15 protein-coding genes are annotated in these 17,481 nt (G+C 72.0%); 12 read left to right on the forward strand and 3 right to left on the reverse strand.

The features are described 5' to 3' along the window. Positions 1-33 precede the first annotated feature (33 nt). Genes HNR02_RS19345 through HNR02_RS19355 form a run of 3 tightly spaced genes read left to right on the forward strand, consistent with a single transcriptional unit; the run spans position 34 to position 2,237 of the window. Positions 34-567 (forward strand): hypothetical protein, encoded by a 534-nt coding sequence (locus HNR02_RS19345; protein WP_179774553.1) that lies wholly within the window; start codon positions 34-36, stop codon positions 565-567. A 30-nt stretch (positions 568-597) separates the two neighbouring features. After that, positions 598-1,428 (forward strand): LLM class F420-dependent oxidoreductase, encoded by an 831-nt coding sequence (locus HNR02_RS19350; RefSeq protein WP_179774554.1) that lies wholly within the window; start codon positions 598-600, stop codon positions 1,426-1,428. Next, the gene (locus tag HNR02_RS19355) at positions 1,425-2,237 is read left to right on the forward strand and encodes an LLM class F420-dependent oxidoreductase (protein ID WP_179774555.1); all 813 of its coding nucleotides are present in this window, start codon (positions 1,425-1,427) and stop codon (positions 2,235-2,237) included. Before HNR02_RS19350 ends, HNR02_RS19355 begins: the two co-directional genes overlap by 4 nt. Here the strand turns inward: HNR02_RS19355 and HNR02_RS19360 are convergent. After that, complete coding sequence (locus HNR02_RS19360; protein WP_246338595.1) at positions 2,227-3,141, reverse strand: serine hydrolase; 915 nt, start codon at positions 3,139-3,141, stop codon at positions 2,227-2,229. The two genes, HNR02_RS19355 and HNR02_RS19360, sit on opposite strands and share 11 nt — an antisense overlap. A gap of 128 nt (positions 3,142-3,269) precedes the next feature. After that, positions 3,270-3,905: a cholesterol catabolism transcriptional regulator KstR gene (gene kstR / locus HNR02_RS19365; RefSeq protein WP_179774556.1), complete on the reverse strand. Its 636-nt coding sequence runs from the start codon at positions 3,903-3,905 to the stop codon at positions 3,270-3,272. Positions 3,906-4,022: 117 nt separating this feature from the next. Between kstR and HNR02_RS19370 the strand changes: the two genes are divergently transcribed. Genes HNR02_RS19370 through HNR02_RS19380 form a run of 3 tightly spaced genes read left to right on the forward strand, consistent with a single transcriptional unit; the run spans position 4,023 to position 9,920 of the window. Beyond that, on the forward strand, positions 4,023-6,008 hold the full coding sequence (locus HNR02_RS19370; protein WP_179774557.1) for an acyl-CoA dehydrogenase family protein: 1,986 nt from the start codon (positions 4,023-4,025) through the stop codon (positions 6,006-6,008). A 31-nt stretch (positions 6,009-6,039) separates the two neighbouring features. Continuing rightward, positions 6,040-8,778, forward strand: coding sequence for an SCO1167/SCO6262 family helicase (locus HNR02_RS19375; protein WP_179774558.1), 2,739 nt, complete (start codon positions 6,040-6,042; stop codon positions 8,776-8,778). Next, positions 8,775-9,920, forward strand: a complete 1,146-nt coding sequence (locus HNR02_RS19380) for an SWIM zinc finger family protein (protein ID WP_179774559.1) — start codon at positions 8,775-8,777, stop codon at positions 9,918-9,920. Before HNR02_RS19375 ends, HNR02_RS19380 begins: the two co-directional genes overlap by 4 nt. 15 nt (positions 9,921-9,935) lie before the next feature. On the opposite strand, the gene HNR02_RS19385 is transcribed toward HNR02_RS19380, so the two are convergent. After that, positions 9,936-11,177, reverse strand: a complete 1,242-nt coding sequence (locus HNR02_RS19385) for an alpha/beta hydrolase (protein WP_179774560.1) — start codon at positions 11,175-11,177, stop codon at positions 9,936-9,938. A gap of 38 nt (positions 11,178-11,215) precedes the next feature. Here HNR02_RS19385 and HNR02_RS19390 point away from each other — a divergent pair, with 38 nt between their 5' ends. From HNR02_RS19390 to HNR02_RS19415, 6 genes are read left to right on the forward strand one after another with little or no spacing between them, the layout of a single operon-like run. Further along, positions 11,216-12,613: a WS/DGAT/MGAT family O-acyltransferase gene (locus HNR02_RS19390; RefSeq protein WP_179774561.1), complete on the forward strand. Its 1,398-nt coding sequence runs from the start codon at positions 11,216-11,218 to the stop codon at positions 12,611-12,613. A 57-nt stretch (positions 12,614-12,670) separates the two neighbouring features. Next, complete coding sequence (locus HNR02_RS19395; protein ID WP_179774562.1) at positions 12,671-13,696, forward strand: acyl-CoA dehydrogenase family protein; 1,026 nt, start codon at positions 12,671-12,673, stop codon at positions 13,694-13,696. Beyond that, positions 13,696-14,838, forward strand: a complete 1,143-nt coding sequence (locus HNR02_RS19400; RefSeq protein WP_179774563.1) for an acyl-CoA dehydrogenase family protein — start codon at positions 13,696-13,698, stop codon at positions 14,836-14,838. The genes HNR02_RS19395 and HNR02_RS19400 overlap by 1 nt, the downstream gene beginning before the upstream one ends. Continuing rightward, a complete protein-coding gene (locus HNR02_RS19405) occupies positions 14,835-15,701 on the forward strand; it encodes a bifunctional MaoC family dehydratase N-terminal/OB-fold nucleic acid binding domain-containing protein (RefSeq protein ID WP_179774564.1) in 867 nt (288 codons plus the stop codon). Before HNR02_RS19400 ends, HNR02_RS19405 begins: the two co-directional genes overlap by 4 nt. Continuing rightward, positions 15,698-16,084, forward strand: coding sequence for a MaoC family dehydratase (locus HNR02_RS19410; protein ID WP_179774565.1), 387 nt, complete (start codon positions 15,698-15,700; stop codon positions 16,082-16,084). The genes HNR02_RS19405 and HNR02_RS19410 overlap by 4 nt, the downstream gene beginning before the upstream one ends. Then, positions 16,081-17,250 (forward strand): lipid-transfer protein, encoded by a 1,170-nt coding sequence (locus tag HNR02_RS19415; protein WP_179774566.1) that lies wholly within the window; start codon positions 16,081-16,083, stop codon positions 17,248-17,250. Before HNR02_RS19410 ends, HNR02_RS19415 begins: the two co-directional genes overlap by 4 nt. Positions 17,251-17,481: the final 231 nt, after the last annotated feature.

Consider the following 17,481-nt stretch of genomic DNA (forward strand, 5'->3'; position numbering starts at 1 on the left):
CCCCGCGCGGTCCGGTTGCGGGATGATCATCCGGTGTCTCCCGATTCCGACGCCGTGCAGTGGATCGTCGTCGTCGCCACCCTGGTGCAAACCGTCGCGACGGTGGTGCAGGCCCGCCAGAGCGGCGCGGCGCGCCCCGCCATGGCAGTCACCGTCCCGTTCAAGCTCGGTCTGCTGGCCTCGCTGCTCAGCGTGCTGTGGCTGGCGGCGTTCAACTACATGTACGACCGCCGCGTGTTGTCCGGGTTCGCCTACTACGCGACCCGGGACGAGCTCGAGGACGCCACGATCCTGCAGCTCTTCCTCGTGGCCGGCGACCTGGCCATCCCCGCGCTGGGGTGTGCCGCGGTCGCGGCGCTGCTCAGGGGGCTGATCGCCGGGGGGCCAGGGATGTCCGAGTGGCTCGTGCACGTCGTGACGCTGGCGGCCACCGCGGTGTCGTTGTTCTTCGCCGTCGCCCAGATGTACGCCTTCGGCACCAAGATCTTCTGGATCGGCCTCGTGACGGGCACCGTGGCGGGGCTCACGGTGGACCCCGGCCCCGCGAAATCCGCCGGGCGGGAATAGCGCGCCCGGGTCCGGCGGTTACGCGGAAGCATGAAGTTCGGGATCTCCACGTTCGTCACCGACGAAGGCATCCGCCCTGGCCCGCTCGGCCGTGCCCTGGAAGAGCGCGGGTTCGATTCGCTCCTGCTCGCCGAGCATTCGCACATCCCGGTCAGCCGGGAGAGCCCCTACCCCGGCGGCGGGGAGCTGCCGCGGGTCTACTCCCGCACGCTCGACCCGTTCGTCGCGCTGACCGCGGCGGCGGCCGAGACCACCGAGCTGCACCTCGTGACCGGTGTCGCGCTGCTGATCCAGCGTGACGTCATCCACACCGCCAAGGAGGTCGCGACCCTCGACCTCCTCTCCGGCGGCCGGGTGGGGCTGGGGGTCGGCGTCGGGTGGAACCGCGAGGAGATGGCCAACCACGGCACCGACCCGCGCACTCGCGGCGCGCTGATCGACGAGCAGATCGAGGCGCTCAAGACGATCTGGACGCGGGACGAGGCCGAGTTCCACGGCAAGCACGTGGACTTCGACCCGATCTGGCAGTGGCCCAAGCCGGTGCAGCGGCCGCACCCGCCGATCTACGTGGGCGGCGAGAGCGAGGCCGCCCTGAACCGTCTCGCCCGGCACGCCGACGCGTGGATGCCGCGGGCCCACACCCCGCCGGAGGAGATCAAGCGCGTGCGCGCGTGGCTGGCCGAGCAGGGCCGCCCCGACGTGCCGTTCACCGTCTTCGGCGCGGGCCGTGACGAGGAGGCGCTGGCCGGGTACGCCGAGGCCGGCGTCGAACGGGTGACGTTCCTGCTGGACACCCGCCCCGAAGCCGAGACGCTGACGAAGCTCGACGAGCTGGCGGCCCTCGCGGACGGCTACCGGTGAAGCTCGGGATCACCGCCTTCGTCACGGACGAGAGCGCGCACCCCGCGGTGCTGGCGAAGGCGATCGAGGAGCGCGGGTTCGACGCCTTGTTCCTGGCCGAGCACTCGCACATCCCGGTCAGCCGGGAGACGCCCTACCCGCGCGGCGGTGAGATGGCGCGCGCCTACTACCGGGCGCTCGACCCGTTCGTGGCGTTGACGGCGGCCGCGGCGGCGACCTCGACCCTGAAACTGGGCACCGGGATCGCACTGCTGATCCAGCGGGACGTGCTGCACACCGCGAAGTCCGTCGCCAGCCTGCACCTGCTGTCCGGTGGGCGGTTCCTGTTCGGGGTCGGCGTCGGCTGGAACCGCGAGGAGATGCGCAACCACGGGACCGATCCGCGCACCCGCGGCGCGTTGCTGGACGAGCAGATCCAGGCGCTGCGGACACTGTGGACATCCGACGAGGCGGAGTTCCACGGCGTGCACGTGGACTTCGACGCGGTGTGGCAGTGGCCCAAACCGCCGTCGCCGGTGCCGGTCTACATCGGAGGCAACAGCACCGCCGCGCTCGACCGCGCGAAACGGCTCGGCGCAGGCTGGCTGCCCAACGTGCTGCCCGACCCGGAAGCGGCGGCCGCGCAGATCGCGCAGGCAGGCTCGGTCCCGGTGACGGCGACCTCCGCGCCACCGGATCCGGCGTTGCTGGACGCCTATGCCGAGGCCGGTGCCGAACGCGTCACGCTGGCGTTGCCGGCGGGCTCGGAGGGCGACACGCTCCGGAAGCTGGACGCCCTGGCGGCGCTGGTGGCCCGCGTCAGCCGGTGACCAGTTCGGACAGGGCACGGGTGCCGGTGGTGAGCGCCACGGGCATCGTGCGGTAGTAGCGGGACGGCGCGCTGGTCAGCACGACCACCACGTACCGCGCGTCGTCGCCGATCAGGCCCGTCGTGTTGTAGACGGCCTGCGAGCCGCTGGTGCCCCAGCCCTGTTTGATCGCCCATGTGGTGCGGGGCAGCGCGTCCGGGATGCCGAAGTACTGGTTCGTGCCGTCCGCGCCGGATTCGGTCGCGTGGTACATCGCGTCGTAGAGCAGCTTGCGGTCGTCGTCGGGCAGGTCGTCCTCGATGTAGTTGTAGATCCTGACGACGTCGGCGGCGGTCAGCTTCGTCGAGCCCCACTGCCCGGCCGACGACGGCGGTTCGGTGCCGGTCAGCCCGATCAGGTCGGCCATGCGGGTGACGATCGAAGTGCCGCCCTGCTGGACCCACAGGCTGCTGGCGATGGTGTCGTCGCTGGTGCTGATCATGCGGCTCAGGCTGCTCCGCCCGGTGCCCCCGGAGCGCAGCACGTCCAGCGCGATCAGCAGCTTGACCACGGACATCGAGGAGAACTGCCGCTCGGCGTCGACCTGCGTCAGCACGACCCCGGTCTGCCGGTCGTACACCTCGACCCCGACCGCCGCGCTCGCGATCTTCGCCTGCACTGCCTCGCGGACCCGCAGGGCGACGGTGTCGTCCTCAGCCGGAACCGGATCGGGCGTGGGCGCCGGGCTGACGGTGTCGCCCGGCGTCGCGGAGACGGACGTCCGGGAGGTGGTCGGCAGGCTCACCTGCGCGACCGTGCCCGCCGTCGGCGTGACCTGATGGCGCTCGGCGGTGAAGACGAGCATGACGACCGCGCCGAAGACCGCGGCGGGGAGCACGATCCGGCCGGCCGTCCTTCGTTTCATGCCCACCCAAACGCGGGCATGATCGGGATTTGTTGCAGTCAGCCGCCGGGAATCCGGGATGTACAGGGAATTCCCAGGTTGCTGACAGCGAACTCCCAGTCTTCGTCACGGTTCGCGTCGGAACGGCTTCAGCGTGTGTTGTCCAGCAACAGGTGCACCGACAGCTCCAGCCGGTTCGCGACGTCCGCGGCGGAGGCGCGGCGCGTGACCCAGGCCACCAGGTTCGCCATCCACACGTCGGCGATGAGGTGGAAGACCGCGCGGTCGTGCTCGGTCGGGTCCTCGATGCCCATCGCGCGCGCGAACATGCTCTCCAGCAGCCGTCCGACCTGCTCGACCTCGGCCGCGGCCGTCGTGTCGGCGAACATGAACGCCCGCACCATCGCCTCGGTGAGGTGCGGGTCGCGCTGCATCAGCCGGGTGTTGCGGCTGAGCACGAAGATGAGCCGCTCGGTGGGCGTGTCGCCGGGGATGCTGGAGCGCTGCAGCTTCTCGTGGGCGCGTTCGAACTCCCGCGCCAGACCGGACACCAGCAGGTGGATCTTGGAGGGGAAGTAACGGTAGAGCGTGCCCAGTGCGACATCGGCCTTCTCCGCCACCGCCCGCATCTGGACGGCGTCGTAGCCGCCCTTGGCCGCCAGGGTCAGTGTCGCGTCGATGATGCGCTTGCGACGGTCGCGCTGGGCGGCGGAACCGAGCTCGTCGCTGGACAACGCGCTCATCCCGTTCTTGGGTTGGGTGGACGTCTTCGCTTTCCCGGCCATCGGCACCTGCTCCGGAACTTGTTTCAGTTTCACTCCGCAGTTTACCGGTTGGTCGCCTGATCTCGCGCCCGGAGTGGATCTGGCCACAAAACTGAAACACGTTCTATAGTGACCCGCATGTCCCTCCTCACCGCCGAACAGCGGGCCCTGGCCGAAACCATCCGCTCCGACGGCAGGACGCGAGCCGATCTGGCCGCGATGGGCGTGTTCGGCATCGGCGTGCCGGAGGAGCTGGGCGGCGCGGGCGGGACGGTCCTCGACGCCGCGGTGGCCGTCGAGGAGGCAGCCGCCGCGCTGGTGCCCGGACCGGTCTTCGGCACGGTGCTCGCGGCGCAGCTGCTCGCCCGTCACGGTGGGTCGCCGACCGCGAAGGAGCTGCTCCCGGCGTTCGCGGACGGGTCGGCGAGCGCCGGGGTGGCGCTGTCGCCCGGCGGGCCGGTGCTCGACGCCGACGCGACCCACGTGCTGGTCTCGGACGGTGACCGTTGGTTTCTGCGGGAGTCCGGCGCCGTGCCGGGGGAGTCGTTCGACCCGTCCCGCGCTTTCGGAACGGTTTCCGCGGGTGAAGGCGCGGTGTTCGGCGGCTCCGTCCGGACGTTCGCGGCGACGCTGGCCGCGGCCGAGGCCGCGGGAATCGCGCGGTGGTGCGTCCGTACCGCGGCCGACTACGCCAAGGTCCGGGAGCAGTTCGGCCGTCCGATCGGGGCGTTCCAGGCGGTCAAGCACCTGTGCGCGGAGATGCTGTGCCGGTCGGAGTCGGCCGCGGCGCTGGCGTGGGACGCGGCCAGGGCCGCCGGCGAGTCGCCCGAGCAGCACGCGTTCGCCGCGGCGGTCGCCGCGGCCGGGGCGCTGGACGCGGCGGTGGACACGGCGAAGGACTGCATCCAGGTCCTCGGTGGAATCGGTTTCACCTGGGAGCATGACGCGCACCGCTATCTGCGTCGCGCGGTGTCACTGCGGCAGTGGCTCGGTGGTTCGGCCGGGTGGCGGCGCGAGGCGGCATCCCTCGCCCTGTCGGGTGTCCGGCGCTCGTTGACGGTGGACGTGGACACGGATCCGCAGGTGCGGGCGACCGCCGGGGAAATCGCCGCGCTGCCCGAGGGTGAGCGGCGGGAACGGCTGGTCACCTCCGGTTACCTGATGCCGCACTGGCCCGCGCCGTACGGCGTGGACGCGACACCCGCCCAGCAGCTGGTGATCGACGCCGAACTCGCGCGGGCGGGCGTGACCCGGCCCGATCTGGTGATCGGCGCCTGGGCCGTGCCCACCCTGCTGGAGCACGGCACGGACGGGCAGCGGGAGCGGTTCGCGATGCCCACCCTGCGGGGCGAGCTGACCTGGTGCCAGCTGTTCAGCGAGCCGGGCGCGGGCTCGGACCTCGCTTCGCTGCGCACGCGAGCGACCAAAGTGGACGGTGGATTCATGTTGTCCGGGCAGAAGGTCTGGACGTCACTGGCGCGCGAGGCCGACTGGGGCATCTGCCTGGCGCGGACCGATCCGGACGCGCCGAAGCACCGTGGTATCACCTACTTTCTGGTCGACATGTCCTCACCCGGCATCGAGGTGCGGCCGCTGCGGGAGATCACCGGGGTGGAGCGGTTCAACGAGGTCTTCCTGGACGAGGTGTTCGTCCCGGACGAGAACGTGGTGGGCGAGGTGAACGGCGGCTGGCGCCTGGCGCGCACGACGCTGGCCAACGAGCGCGTCGCGATGAGCGGCGGTTCGTCGGTCGGCGAGGCGGTGGAGGAACTGCTGGCCTCGGTGCCCGATCCGCATCCGGCGGTGCTGGAGCGCCTGGGCGCGCTGGTGGCCGAGGGGTCGGCGTGCGCGCTGCTCGACCTGCGCGCCACGCTGCGGCGGCTGGCCGGGCAGGACCCCGGCGCGGAGTCGAGCGTGCGGAAGCTGATCGGCGTCCGGCACCGGCAGGCCGCGGCCGAAACCGCGCTGGAGTTGCTGGGGGAGGCCGGTGTCCTGGTGACCGACGCGACGAGCGCCGCCCAGCACGAGTTCCTGCTCACCCGGTGCCTGAGCATCGCCGGCGGCACGGAGCAGATCCTGCTGTCCGTCGCGGCGGAACGCCTGCTGGGGTTGCCTCGGTCCTGAACCGTCGGTGGTGGCGCCTATCGTGAGCGCCGTGGAATGGGATGCGACCTCCGAGGCGATCTTCGTGCCCTCGGACCCGCCGCGTGACGGCGTGCTCGCCCTGTGGGGCGGCGAACCGGGGCCGACACCGGTCGAACTCGTGCTGCCCGCGGGCAAGTCCTTCCGCCGCACCAAGGTCGACGCCCACGTCCTCCCGCTGTCCGAAGCGATCCCGCGGCTGCTCGGCCTGACCGAGGCGAGCCCGTCGCTGCGGGTGTGGTCGGCCGCGGTCGCCGCGGGGCTGAACCTGATCTCCCGCGGGCGGGTCCTGCCCGCGGCCACGCGGGCGAATCTGGACGCGTGGCGCGTCGGGCCGCTCGACGGCGCCGACGAGGAACTCCTGCGCGATCTGGCCGCCGCCCTGCCGCCCGAAGCACACGCGTTGCCGCTGTCCGGTCTCAAACGCGTCCGCCTGCACTCGCCCGAAACGCTGGTCCGCGCCCTGTGGGACGCGACAGCCGACGTCCTGGTCCGCACTCCGGCGGCCCGTGTCGTGGCCGGCGGGCCCGCGTTCGCGGCGCCGGAGCCGACCCTGCTGGGCGAGGAGAGCGTCGCCTGGCTCGCCGACCTGGCCGCCGAACAGGAGGCCGGTGCGCACCTCCAGCTGCGGGTGGAGGTGACCGAAACGGAGGACGACTTCGCGTTCACCGGCGTCCTCGCCCTGCGCAGCCGCGCCGATCCGAGCCTCGTCGTCGACGCGGCGACGCTGTGGGACGCGCCGGACGCGGTCCTGTCCCGCTTCGGTGGGCAGGTCGAAGCGCAGCTGCTCATCGGCCTGCGGCGAGGTGCCCGAGCCTGGGCGCCGCTCGGCCGGATGCTGGAGGCGGCGGCGCCGGGGGAGCTGGCCCTGGACGACGACGAGATCGTGGATCTGCTCGACGGCGGGCGGGACGGGTTGTCCGCCGCCGGTATCGAGGTCCTGTGGCCGCGCGGCCTGTTCAGCGAATCCGTGCGCGCGAAGGCGAGCGTGACGCCGTCGCCGGGCAGTGAAGGGCAGGCGGCGTTCCGGCTGACCGACCTGCTGCGGTTCAAGTGGCAGCTCAGCCTGGGCGGCGCCGCGCTGTCCGACGAGGAGGTCACCGCGCTCGCGGAGGCCAAGCGCCCGCTGGTGCGGCTGCGCGGGCAGTGGGTGCGCGTCGATTCACAGCTGCTCGCGCGGCTCCGGCAGCCGCGCGGCACCCTTACCGGCGCGCAGGCACTCGCCGCCGCCCTCACCGGTGAGCTCCGGCTCGACGACGAGGAGCTGGAGTTCGCGGCCCCGCCGGTGCTCGACGGCCTGGCCGGGCGGTTGCGGGAGCCCGGTTCGCCGGTCGAGCCGCATCCGGACCTGCAGGCCACGCTGCGGCCCTACCAGCTCGCCGGGTTGTCCTGGCTGTCCCGCATGACCGAACTGGGGCTGGGCGGGATCCTCGCCGACGACATGGGCCTGGGCAAGACGATCCAGCTCATCGCACTGCACCTGCACCGCCGCGCGCCCGGTTCCGGGCCGACGCTCGTGCTGTGCCCGACGTCCCTGCTGGGCAACTGGGAACGCGAGTTCGCCCGCTTCGCGCCGAAGGTTCCGGTGCGGCGGTTCCACGGCGGGCGGCGCCACCTCGACGACCTCGAACCGGATTCGGTGGTCCTCGCCACCTACGGCGTCCTGCGGCGCGACCGCGCGGTGCTGTCCGAAGTGGACTGGGGATTGGTCGCGGCGGACGAGGCGCAGCACGTGAAGAACCCGCTGTCGGTCACGGCCGAGGAACTCCGGAAGATCCCCGCCGCCGCGCGCATCGCCCTGACCGGAACGCCGATGGAAAACCGGCTGACCGAGCTGTGGTCCATCCTGGACTGGACGACGCCCGGCCTGCTCGGCACGCTGGAACACTTCCGCCGGACCATCGCCCGCCCGGTCGAGCGCGACCGCGACGCGGGCAGCATCGAACGGCTCGCGTCGACGGTGCGGCCGTTCCTGTTGCGGCGCCGCAAGTCCGACCCCGACATCGCGCCGGAACTCCCGCGCAAGACCGAGACCGACCGGTACGTGCCGCTGACGACCGAGCAGGCCACCCTGTACGAGGCGGTGGTGCGGGAGAACCTGGCCGTGATCCGCGAGTCGAAGGGCGTGCAGCGGCGCGGGCAGGTGCTCAAGCTGCTCACCGAGCTGAAGCAGATCTGCAACCACCCGGCGCAGTACCTCAAGGAGAAGGGGCCGGTCACCGGGCGCTCGGGCAAGCTGGCCGCGTTCGAGGAACTGCTCGACGTGATCCTCGACGAGGGCGAGAGCGTCCTGGTGTTCAGCCAGTACGTGCAGCTGTGCCGTCTGCTCGAAACCCGCCTGACCGAGCGTGGTCTGCCCGTGCAGGTGCTGTCCGGGGCGAACTCGGCGCGGCAACGCGAGGAGATGGTGTCCCGTTTCCAGGGCGGCGACGTGCCGGTGTTCCTGCTGTCGTTGAAGGCGGGCGGCGTCGGGCTGAACCTGACCCGCGCGACGCACGTCATCCACTACGACCGGTGGTGGAACCCGGCGGTCGAGGACCAGGCGACCGACCGCGCGTACCGGATCGGGCAGGACCGGCCGGTGCAGGTCCACCGCCTCATCGCGGAGGGCACGCTGGAGGAGCGCGTCGCCGGGGTCCTCGCCGAGAAGCGGGGCCTGGCCGAGAGCGTCATCGGTGCGGGCGAGGACTGGATCACCGAACTGTCCGACGATGAGCTGACCGATCTGGTGCGGCTCGGGGAGCCGGGATGAGCAGGCGGACGTTCGGCGGCACCTGGTGGGGCCGGGCGTGGGTGCAGGCGCTGGAGGGCCGTGCCAAGCTCGACCCGAACCGGCTGCCGCGCGGGCGCACGTACGCGCGCAAGGGTTTCGTGGAGTCGCTCGAGGTCGGGCCGGGGCAGATCCGCGCCGCGGTGTGGGGTTCGCGGCCGTCACCCTACCGCGTGACCATCCGGACGCAGCAGTTCACCACGGCGCAGTGGGACGCGTTGCTGACCACGATCGGCCGCCAGGTCGGGTACACGGCGGCGCTGCTCGACGGTGAGCTGCCACCGGATCTGGCCGAGCACGCCCGCGCCGCGGGAGCGGACCTGCTGCCCGGGCCGGGTGACCTCAAGCCGCGGTGCTCGTGCCCGGACCACGCCGACCCGTGCAAGCACTCCGCCGCCGTGTGTTATCTGGTGGCGGACGAGGTCGACGAGGACCCGTTCACGCTGTTCCTGGTGCGGGGCAAGGATCGCGCGGAGCTGCTGGCCGAGTTGCGGAGCCGCCGCCCGGCCCCGAAGCGCCCGAAGCTGCCGAAGCGGACGGAGCAGGGGATCGCGCCTGCCGACGCGTTCGCCCGTGAGCCCGCGGCGGTTCCGTCGCTGCCGTCGCCGCCCGCCGCGCCGGGACGGCCCGCCGAGCTGGCGTTGCCGCCGCCGCCCGCGAGTGGCGTGCGGGCGGAGGCGCTGGCGGCACTGGCGGCGGACGCCGCGGCGCGAGCCTGGCAGCTGGTCACCGGTGGCGGGCTCGCGGACCTGTCCGTGGACGAGGACCTGGCGCGCCGCGCGGCGAGCGCTCCGCACGGCGGTGTCGCCCCGCTGGCCGCGGAAGCCGGTATGTCGAGCCGCGAGCTGACGCGGTGGGCGATCGCGTGGCGTGAGGCGGGCCGTGGCGGTCTCGCCGCGTTGCGGGAGGTCTGGCAGCCACCGGCCGGGAAGTTCTACGAGGTGCTGGCCGAACTGGACGAGTCCGGCCTGCCCGGCGAGACGAAGATCTGGCGCAACCGCATCACCCGGGGCCCGTTGCAGCTGCGCCTGGGCCGGGACGGGCGCTGGTACCGCTTCACGCGCTCGTTCCAGGACTGGCTCCCCGACGCCCCCGGCTCCGCGCACCCCCTCGACCTGCTGTAGCCGCGCGAGTTCCAGTCAGGTGTGGTCGCGCAGCCAGCGCAAGTACGTCCAGTCCAGGAAGCGCTCCACGCCGCGTACCACGTGTGCCGACCGGATGGACGGGAACACGTCGAACGCGTGCTGCGCCCCCGGCAGCTCGGCGTAGGCCACCGGCTGTTCCGACGTCTCCCGCAGCCGCTGGACGAAACCACGTGCCTCGCGGACCGGGACCAGGGAGTCGTTCGCTCCGTGGATCACGAAGAACGGCGGCGCCTTCTCGGTGATGCGGTCCAGCGGGGACGCGGCGATGTAGTCGTCCAGGAAGCGGGCCGGGTCCTTGCCCACCACGTACCGCGCCAGCAGGCCCTCCATCCGCGCCTTGCTGGCCCGCGAACCGCTCGTCGCGGCGAAGTCGTAGACGCCGTAGTGCGGGGCGCACGCCTGCACGGTCGTGTCGGCGTCTTCGAAGCCCGGCTGCAACCCGGCATCGTTCGGGGTCAGGGCGAGCAACGCTGCCAGGTGGCCGCCCGCCGAACCACCCGTCGCGGCCAGGAACGACGGGTCGCCACCGTAGTCACCGATGTGCTCGCGGATCCACGCCACCGCCCGCTTGACGCCGACGACGTGGTCCGGCCAGTGTGCCTTGGGGGAGAGCGGGTAGTTGACCGCCACGCAGACCCATCCCCGCTGCGCCATGTGCAGCATCAGCGGGATGCCCTGGTGGTCCTTGCTGTCGATCATCCAGGCGCCGCCGTGGATCTGCAGCAGCACCGGGCGCCCCTCGACCGGCTCACGCGGCCGGTAGACGTCCATCAGGAACCGCTTCCCACCCGGCGCGTAGGCCAGGTTGCGGTCACGCCGCACCTCCGGGTTGCGCATCCGGAACGGCAGCACCAGCTGCCCCCACGGCGTCGCCAGGTCCTTCGGGTCCAGCGGGCGCGACAGGTCCTCCGCGTACTTCGGCCCCAGGGCCTCGGCCAGCGCCTGGTCGACCACGCCCTTCGCCTTCTGCGACGTCGCGATCAGCGAGCCCAGCCCGGCGGCCGAGGCCGCGGCCATGCCCAGCGCCACCCGGTCCGCGGCCGAGCGCGCGCCGTGGCGGGCGAGGTGCGCCGCGGTGTCGGCCGCGGTGAGCGCGAGCAGGTGCGGCGCCAGCTCCCCGGTCAGCCAGCCGGCGAAGAACGACGGCACCGAGGCGCGCGTCCCGGGTACCGGCCGGAGCGCGTTCGCGGTCAGGGCGAGCTGGATCGCCCGGCGGGTGAGGAAACGGGGTCGCATGGCAGGAGATCGTAGTCAATCCCGCTTATCCTCGAAGGGTGCAACCGCTCAGTGGTCTCGACGCCAGTTTCCTCTACCTGGAAACGTCTTCGCAGGTCCTGCACGTCTGTGGGCTGCTCACCCTGGACGGCTCCACCATTCCCGGTGGATATCGCTTCGCCGAGTTCAAACGGATGCTCGCCGAGCGCATCGAGGCGATCCCGGAGTTCCGGCGGAAACTGCACAATTCGCCGCTGAACCTCCTGCACCCGGTGTGGGTCGAGGACGAGACCTTCGACATCGACCACCACCTGCACCGCGTCGGCGTGCCCGCGCCGGGCGACCGCGAGACGCTGGCCGAGCTGTGCGCCCACTTCGCCGGGCAGCCGCTCAACCGCAGCCGCCCGCTGTGGGAGATGTACGTCATCGAGGGCCTGCCCGGCGACGGCGTCGCGGTGATGTTCAAGATGCACCACGCGACGGTCGACGGCGTCGGTGGGGCGAGCCTGATCGCCTACCTGGCGGGCACCGAACCGGGTGAACTTCCGCCGCTGCCCGCGCCCGGGTCCAACCCCGAGCCGCCCTCCCACCTCGAACTGCTGCGGAGCAGCGTGCAGGAGCTGGCGCGCCGCCCGGTCGAGCTGGCGAAGCTGCTGCCGGGACTGGCCGGGATGGCGCCGCGCTGGATCGGCCGCGCCCTGCGCCGCCAGGGCATGCCGGTGCCGTTCACGGCGCCGCGCACGTCGTTCAACGCCACGATCACCGGCGTCCGCGGCATCGCCTACACCACCGTCGACCTGGACGACGTGAAGACGGTGAAGAACGCGTTCGGCGTGAAGGTCAACGACGTCGTGCTCGCCCTGTGCGCGGGCGGGCTGCGCCGCTACTTCGAAGGACGCGGCGAGCTGCCCAAGGACCCGCTGGTCGCGACGGTTCCGGTCTCGACCGAGGACCGCACGAGCCGCGACGACGCGAGCAACAACAAGGTGTCCGCCTTCTTCGTGACCCTGCCGACGCACCTGCCGGAAGCCGCGGCCAGGGTGTACGCGCTCGCGGAGAGCAACCGGCAGGCGAAGGAGCACCACCACGAGATCGACGCGGACATGCTGCGGGACTGGGCGCAGTTCGCCGCGCCCGGCCTGTTCGGGCTCGCGGTGCGGGCCTATTCGGCGCTGCGGCTGGCCGACCGGCATCCGGTGGTGCACAACCTGGTCGTCTCCAATGTGCCAGGGCCGCCGGTGCCGCTGTACTTCGTCGGCGCGCGCGTCACGGCGTTCTACCCGCTCGGGCCGGTCTTTCACGGCGCGGGCCTGAACGTGACCGTGTTGTCCTATGCCGGCAAGGTCGACATCGGGCTGCTCGCTGCACGAGAACTCGTTCCAGATCTGTGGTCGCTGACCGACGCGGTGCGGGAAGAGATGAGGGAACTGCTGGAGGCCGCCTCGGCCCTTGCCTAGCCGTCGCTCCTCGACTAAGACTAGAACAGGTTTCAGTCTTGCAGTCGAGGAGCCGGTGTGGACTTCACCCTGGATGCGACCCAGGCCGACATCGCCGCGCTGACCGCGGAGGTGCTGGCCAGGGAACCCGAGCACGCGTGGCCGGCACTGGCGAAGGCCGGGCTGCTCGCCCTTGCCGTGCCCGCCGAGCTGGACGGGGACGGGCTCGGTCCCGCCGAGGTCGCGGTGGTGCTCACCGAGGTCGGCCGCGCCGGTGCCGAGGTGCCGGCGCTGGCCGCGCTGGCGCTGGGGGTGCTGCCGCTCAACCGGCACGGCAGCCCCGAGCAGCGGGCCCGCTGGCTGCCCGAGATCGCCTCCGGCGAGGTGGTGGTCACCGCCGCCGTGCACGAGCCGTCCGCGCCCCTGCCCGCGGAGCCGTCCACGCAGGCGGCCGCCGTCGACGGCGGATGGGCGCTGACCGGCACGAAGACCCGGGTGCCGTCACTGCCGGACGCGCGCTGCGTGCTGGTTCCGGCCACCCTGCCGTGGGGCACCGGGGTGTTCCTCGTCGACCCGCGGGCCGAGGGCGCGCAGGTGCACGGCACGACGTTGCGCCTGGACGGGGTCCGGGTCGGGGAAGCAGACCTGGTGCGCGACGCCGCGCCCGCCGACCTGCACCGGCTCGCGCTCGCGGGCGCGGTCGCGCTCGGCGACGGAGCCGTGGCCGGGGCGCTCGCGCTGACCACCGGGCACGTGCGGCAGCGTGAGCAGTTCGGCCGTCCACTCGCGACATTCCAGGCCGTGGCCCAGCAGATCGCCGACGTCTACATCGCCTCCCGCACGCTGCATCTCGCGGCGCTGTCGGCGGTGTGGCGGCTCGCGGAAGGGCTCGACCCGGACGAAGACCTCGCGGTCGCCGCGTACTGGCTGGCCGAGGAGGCCCCGAAGGCGCTGGCGCTGTGCCACCACCTGCACGGCGGCCTCGGCGTGGACATCACCTATCCGCTGCACCGCCACTACGGGCTGGTCAAGGAGCTGGCCGCGTTCACCGGCGGGGCGGGTGACCGGCTGGACCGGCTCGGCGATCTGGTGGAGGAGGGCTGATGCACATCGAACTGACCGCGCCGCAACGGAAACTACGCGACGAGCTGCGCGACTACTTCGCCGGGCTGGTCACGCAAGAGGAGCGGCAGGCGCTGCTGCGGGAACGGCACGGCGAGGTCTATCGGCGCATCGTGCGGCGCATGGGCACCGACGGCCGCCTCGGCGCCGGGTGGCCGGAGGAGTTCGGCGGCGGCGGGCTCGGCGTCCTCGAACAGCACCTCTTCGCCGACGAAGCCGCGCGCGCCGACGTGCAGCTGCCGTCGGTGACGTTGCAGACCGTCGGGCCGACGCTGCAGGAGTACGGCACGCCGGAGCAGAAGGCGTGCTTCCTGCCGAAAATCCTCGCCGGTGACGTGCACTTCGCGATCGGCTACACCGAACCGGACGCGGGTACCGACCTGGCCTCGTTGCGCACCACCGCGGTGCGCGACGGCGACTCCTACGTGGTCAACGGGCAGAAGATCTTCACCACCGGCGGGCACGACGCGGACTACATCTGGCTGGCCGTGCGCACCGACCCGGACGCGCCCAAGCACAAGGGCATCTCGATCCTCATCGTCGACACCACCGACCCCGGCTATTCGTGGACGCCGATCATCACCTGCGACGGCGCCCACCACGTCAACGCCACCTACTACTCCGACGTGCGGGTGCCCGCGTCGATGCTGGTCGGCGAGGAGAACCGGGGCTGGAAGCTGATCACCACGCAGCTCAACCACGAGCGCGTGATGCTCGGCCCGGCCGGGCGGATCGGCGGGCTGTACGACCGGGTCCGGGCCTGGGCCGCCGAACGTGGCCTGCTCGGCGAGCCCGACGTGCGGCGCGCGCTGGGCGAGACGCTGGCGGTGACGCGGATCAACGAACTGCTGAACTGGCAGGTGGCCGCCGCCGAACTGGACGTCGCGGACGCGTCGGCGACGAAGGTGTTCTCCTCCGACCGCATCCAGCGGGTGGCGCGGCTGATGGAGGAAATCGTGGCACGGCATGGGGATCTGTCCGATCCGGACACGGCCGGACTGGCGGAATGGCTGGACGTCCTGGCACGGCGCAACATCGTGCTCACCTTCGGCGGGGGCGTGAACGAGATCCAGCGCGAGCTGATCGCGACGGCCGGGCTGAAACTGCCGAGGGTGCCGCGATGAGCGTCGAGGAGGCCGCCGCCCGCATCGCCGCGCGGGGCGAGTCGTCGAAGCGGTTCGCGCGTGACCCGGTCAACCAGGCGATGATCAACAACTGGACCGAGGCGATCGGGGACACCGACCCGCGCTACGCCGAGGGCATCGCGCCGCCCGCGATGGCGCAGGTGTGGACGATGAACGGCCTGCACGGGCAGCGCGCCGAGGACGATCCGCTGGGCGCGATGATGACCGTGCTCGACGAAGCCGGGTTCACCTCGGTGGTCGCGACGAACTCCGAGCAGAACTACCACCGCCACCTGCGGGTCGGCGAGCACGTCGCGGCGACGACCGAGCTGGAGTCCGTGGTCGGGCCGAAGCGGACCGCGCTGGGTGAGGGCTGGTTCGTCACCACGCGCACATCGTGGTGGGTCGGCGACGAACTGGTCGCCGACATGCTGTTCCGGGTGCTCAAGTTCGCGCCGCCGCCCTCGTCTCCGGGCGCGTTGCGGCCGGTGATCAGCCGCGACACCGAGTTCTTCTGGGAGGGCACGAAAGCCGGTGAGCTGCGGATCCAGCGCTGGGGCGAGACGCTGCGGCATCCGCCGGGGCCGATGCCGCCGGACGGCGACCTGGACGCGAAGCCGGACTGGGTGGTCGCGAGCGGGCGCGGCACGGTCCACAGCTTCGTCGTGCACCACCGGCCCGCGGTGCCGGGCAAGAAGCTGCCGTTCGTGATCGCGCTGGTCGAACTGGAGGAGGGCGTGCGGATGCTGGGCGAGCTGATCGGCGCCGATCCGGCGGAGGTCCACATCGGGCAGCCGGTCACCGCGACATTCGTGAGGGTGGACGACGACCTGACCCTGCCCGCCTGGAAGGTGGCGCGATGACCGCCGTCGGGACCGAGCTGCCGGAGCTGGCCTTCGACGTCACGCCGACGTTCGTGATCAGCACCGCGCTGGCCACCCGCGACTTCCAGGACGTGCACCACGACCGGGACGCCGCGATCGCGCGCGGCTCGAAGGACATCTTCCTCAACATCCTGACCGACACCGGGCTCGTGCAGCGGTTCGTCACCGACTGGGCCGGACCGGACGCGTTCGTGCGGTCGATCAAGATCAAGCTCGGCGTGCCGTGCTACGCCGGGGACAAGCTGGTGTTCACCGGCCGGGTGGCGTCGCTGGAGGGCCGGGTCGCGGTCGTCGAGGTGACCGGGACCGGGCAGCTGGGCGCGCACGTGAGCGGGACGGTGACCGTGGAGCTGGGATCATGACCCTGTCGGGCAAGGCGGCGATCGCCGGGATCGGCGCGACCGAGTTCTCGAAGGACTCCGGGCGCAGTGAGCTGCGGCTGGCGGCGGAGGCGGTGCGCGCCGCACTGGACGACGCCGGGCTGACTCCGTCCGATGTGGACGGTTTGGTGTCGTTCACGATGGACGGCAACGCCGAGATCGCGGTCGCGCGGGAGCTGGGCATCCCGGAGCTGACGTTCTTCAGCCGCATCCACTACGGCGGCGGCGCGGCGGCGGCCACGGTCCAGCAGGCGGCGATGGCGGTCGCGACCGGGGTGGCCGAGGTGGTGGTCGCGTACCGGGCGTTCAACGAGCGGTCCGGGCACCGGTTCGGCCAGGTCTCCAGCGCGGCGGCGGGACAGGTGAACTCCTCAGGGGTGGACAACGCGTTCCACTACCCGATGGGCATCGCGACCCCGGCGGCGACCGTGGCCATGGTGGCGCAGCGGTACCTGCACGAGTTCGGCGCGACGACCGAGGACTTCGGCCGGGTCGCGGTGCTGGACCGCAAGCACGCGGCGACCAACCCCAGCGCGTGGTTCCACGGCAAGCCGATCACCCTGGAGGAACACCAGTCGTCGAGGTGGATCGCCGAACCGTTGCGGCTGCTGGACTGCTGCCAGGAGTCCGACGGCGGCGTCGCGCTGGTGGTCACGAGCGCGACGCGGGCGCGGGACCTGCGGCAGACGCCCGCCGTGATCGCGGCGGCCGCCCAGGGCAGCGGACCGGACCAGTACGTCATGACCAGCTACTACCGGGACGAGCTCGCGGGACTGCCGGAGATGGGTGTGGTCGCGCGGCAGCTGTGGGCCCAGTCGGGCGCGGGACCGTCGGACATGGACGTGGCGGTGCTCTACGACCACTTCACGCCGTACGTCCTGATGCAGCTGGAGGAACTGGGGTTCTGCGGCCGCGGGGAGGCACCCGGGTTCGTCGCGTCCGGTGCGCTGGAACTGGACGGCTCCCTGCCGCTCAACCCGCACGGCGGGCAGCTCGGCGAGGCATACATCCATGGGATGAACGGCATCGCGGAGGGTGTCCGGCAGATCCGGGGTACTTCGGTCAACCAGGTGGCCGCGCCGTCACACGTGCTGGTGACGGCGGGCACGGGCGTACCGACGAGCGGGCTGGTGCTGGCTCAGTCGTAACCGCGGATGAGGTGGCTCTCGTCGTCGACCAGCACGGTCTCGGGGGTGGTGTCCTCGTCGTTCGCGATGAGGGTGTCGGTGATCGGTTCGGTGGCCGGCATCGTCCTTGTCCTTTCCTGACGTCGCCTACGGTCTGTGGTTCCCGTCACAATACGCAGTCAAACACCGGCGATTTTCAGTCACCCGCCCTTCGCGCATCGCACACGAACTACGCCGTCGGGAGGTGCCGGA

This window comes from Amycolatopsis endophytica, assembly GCF_013410405.1.
Taxonomy (GTDB): domain Bacteria; phylum Actinomycetota; class Actinomycetes; order Mycobacteriales; family Pseudonocardiaceae; genus Amycolatopsis_E; species Amycolatopsis_E endophytica.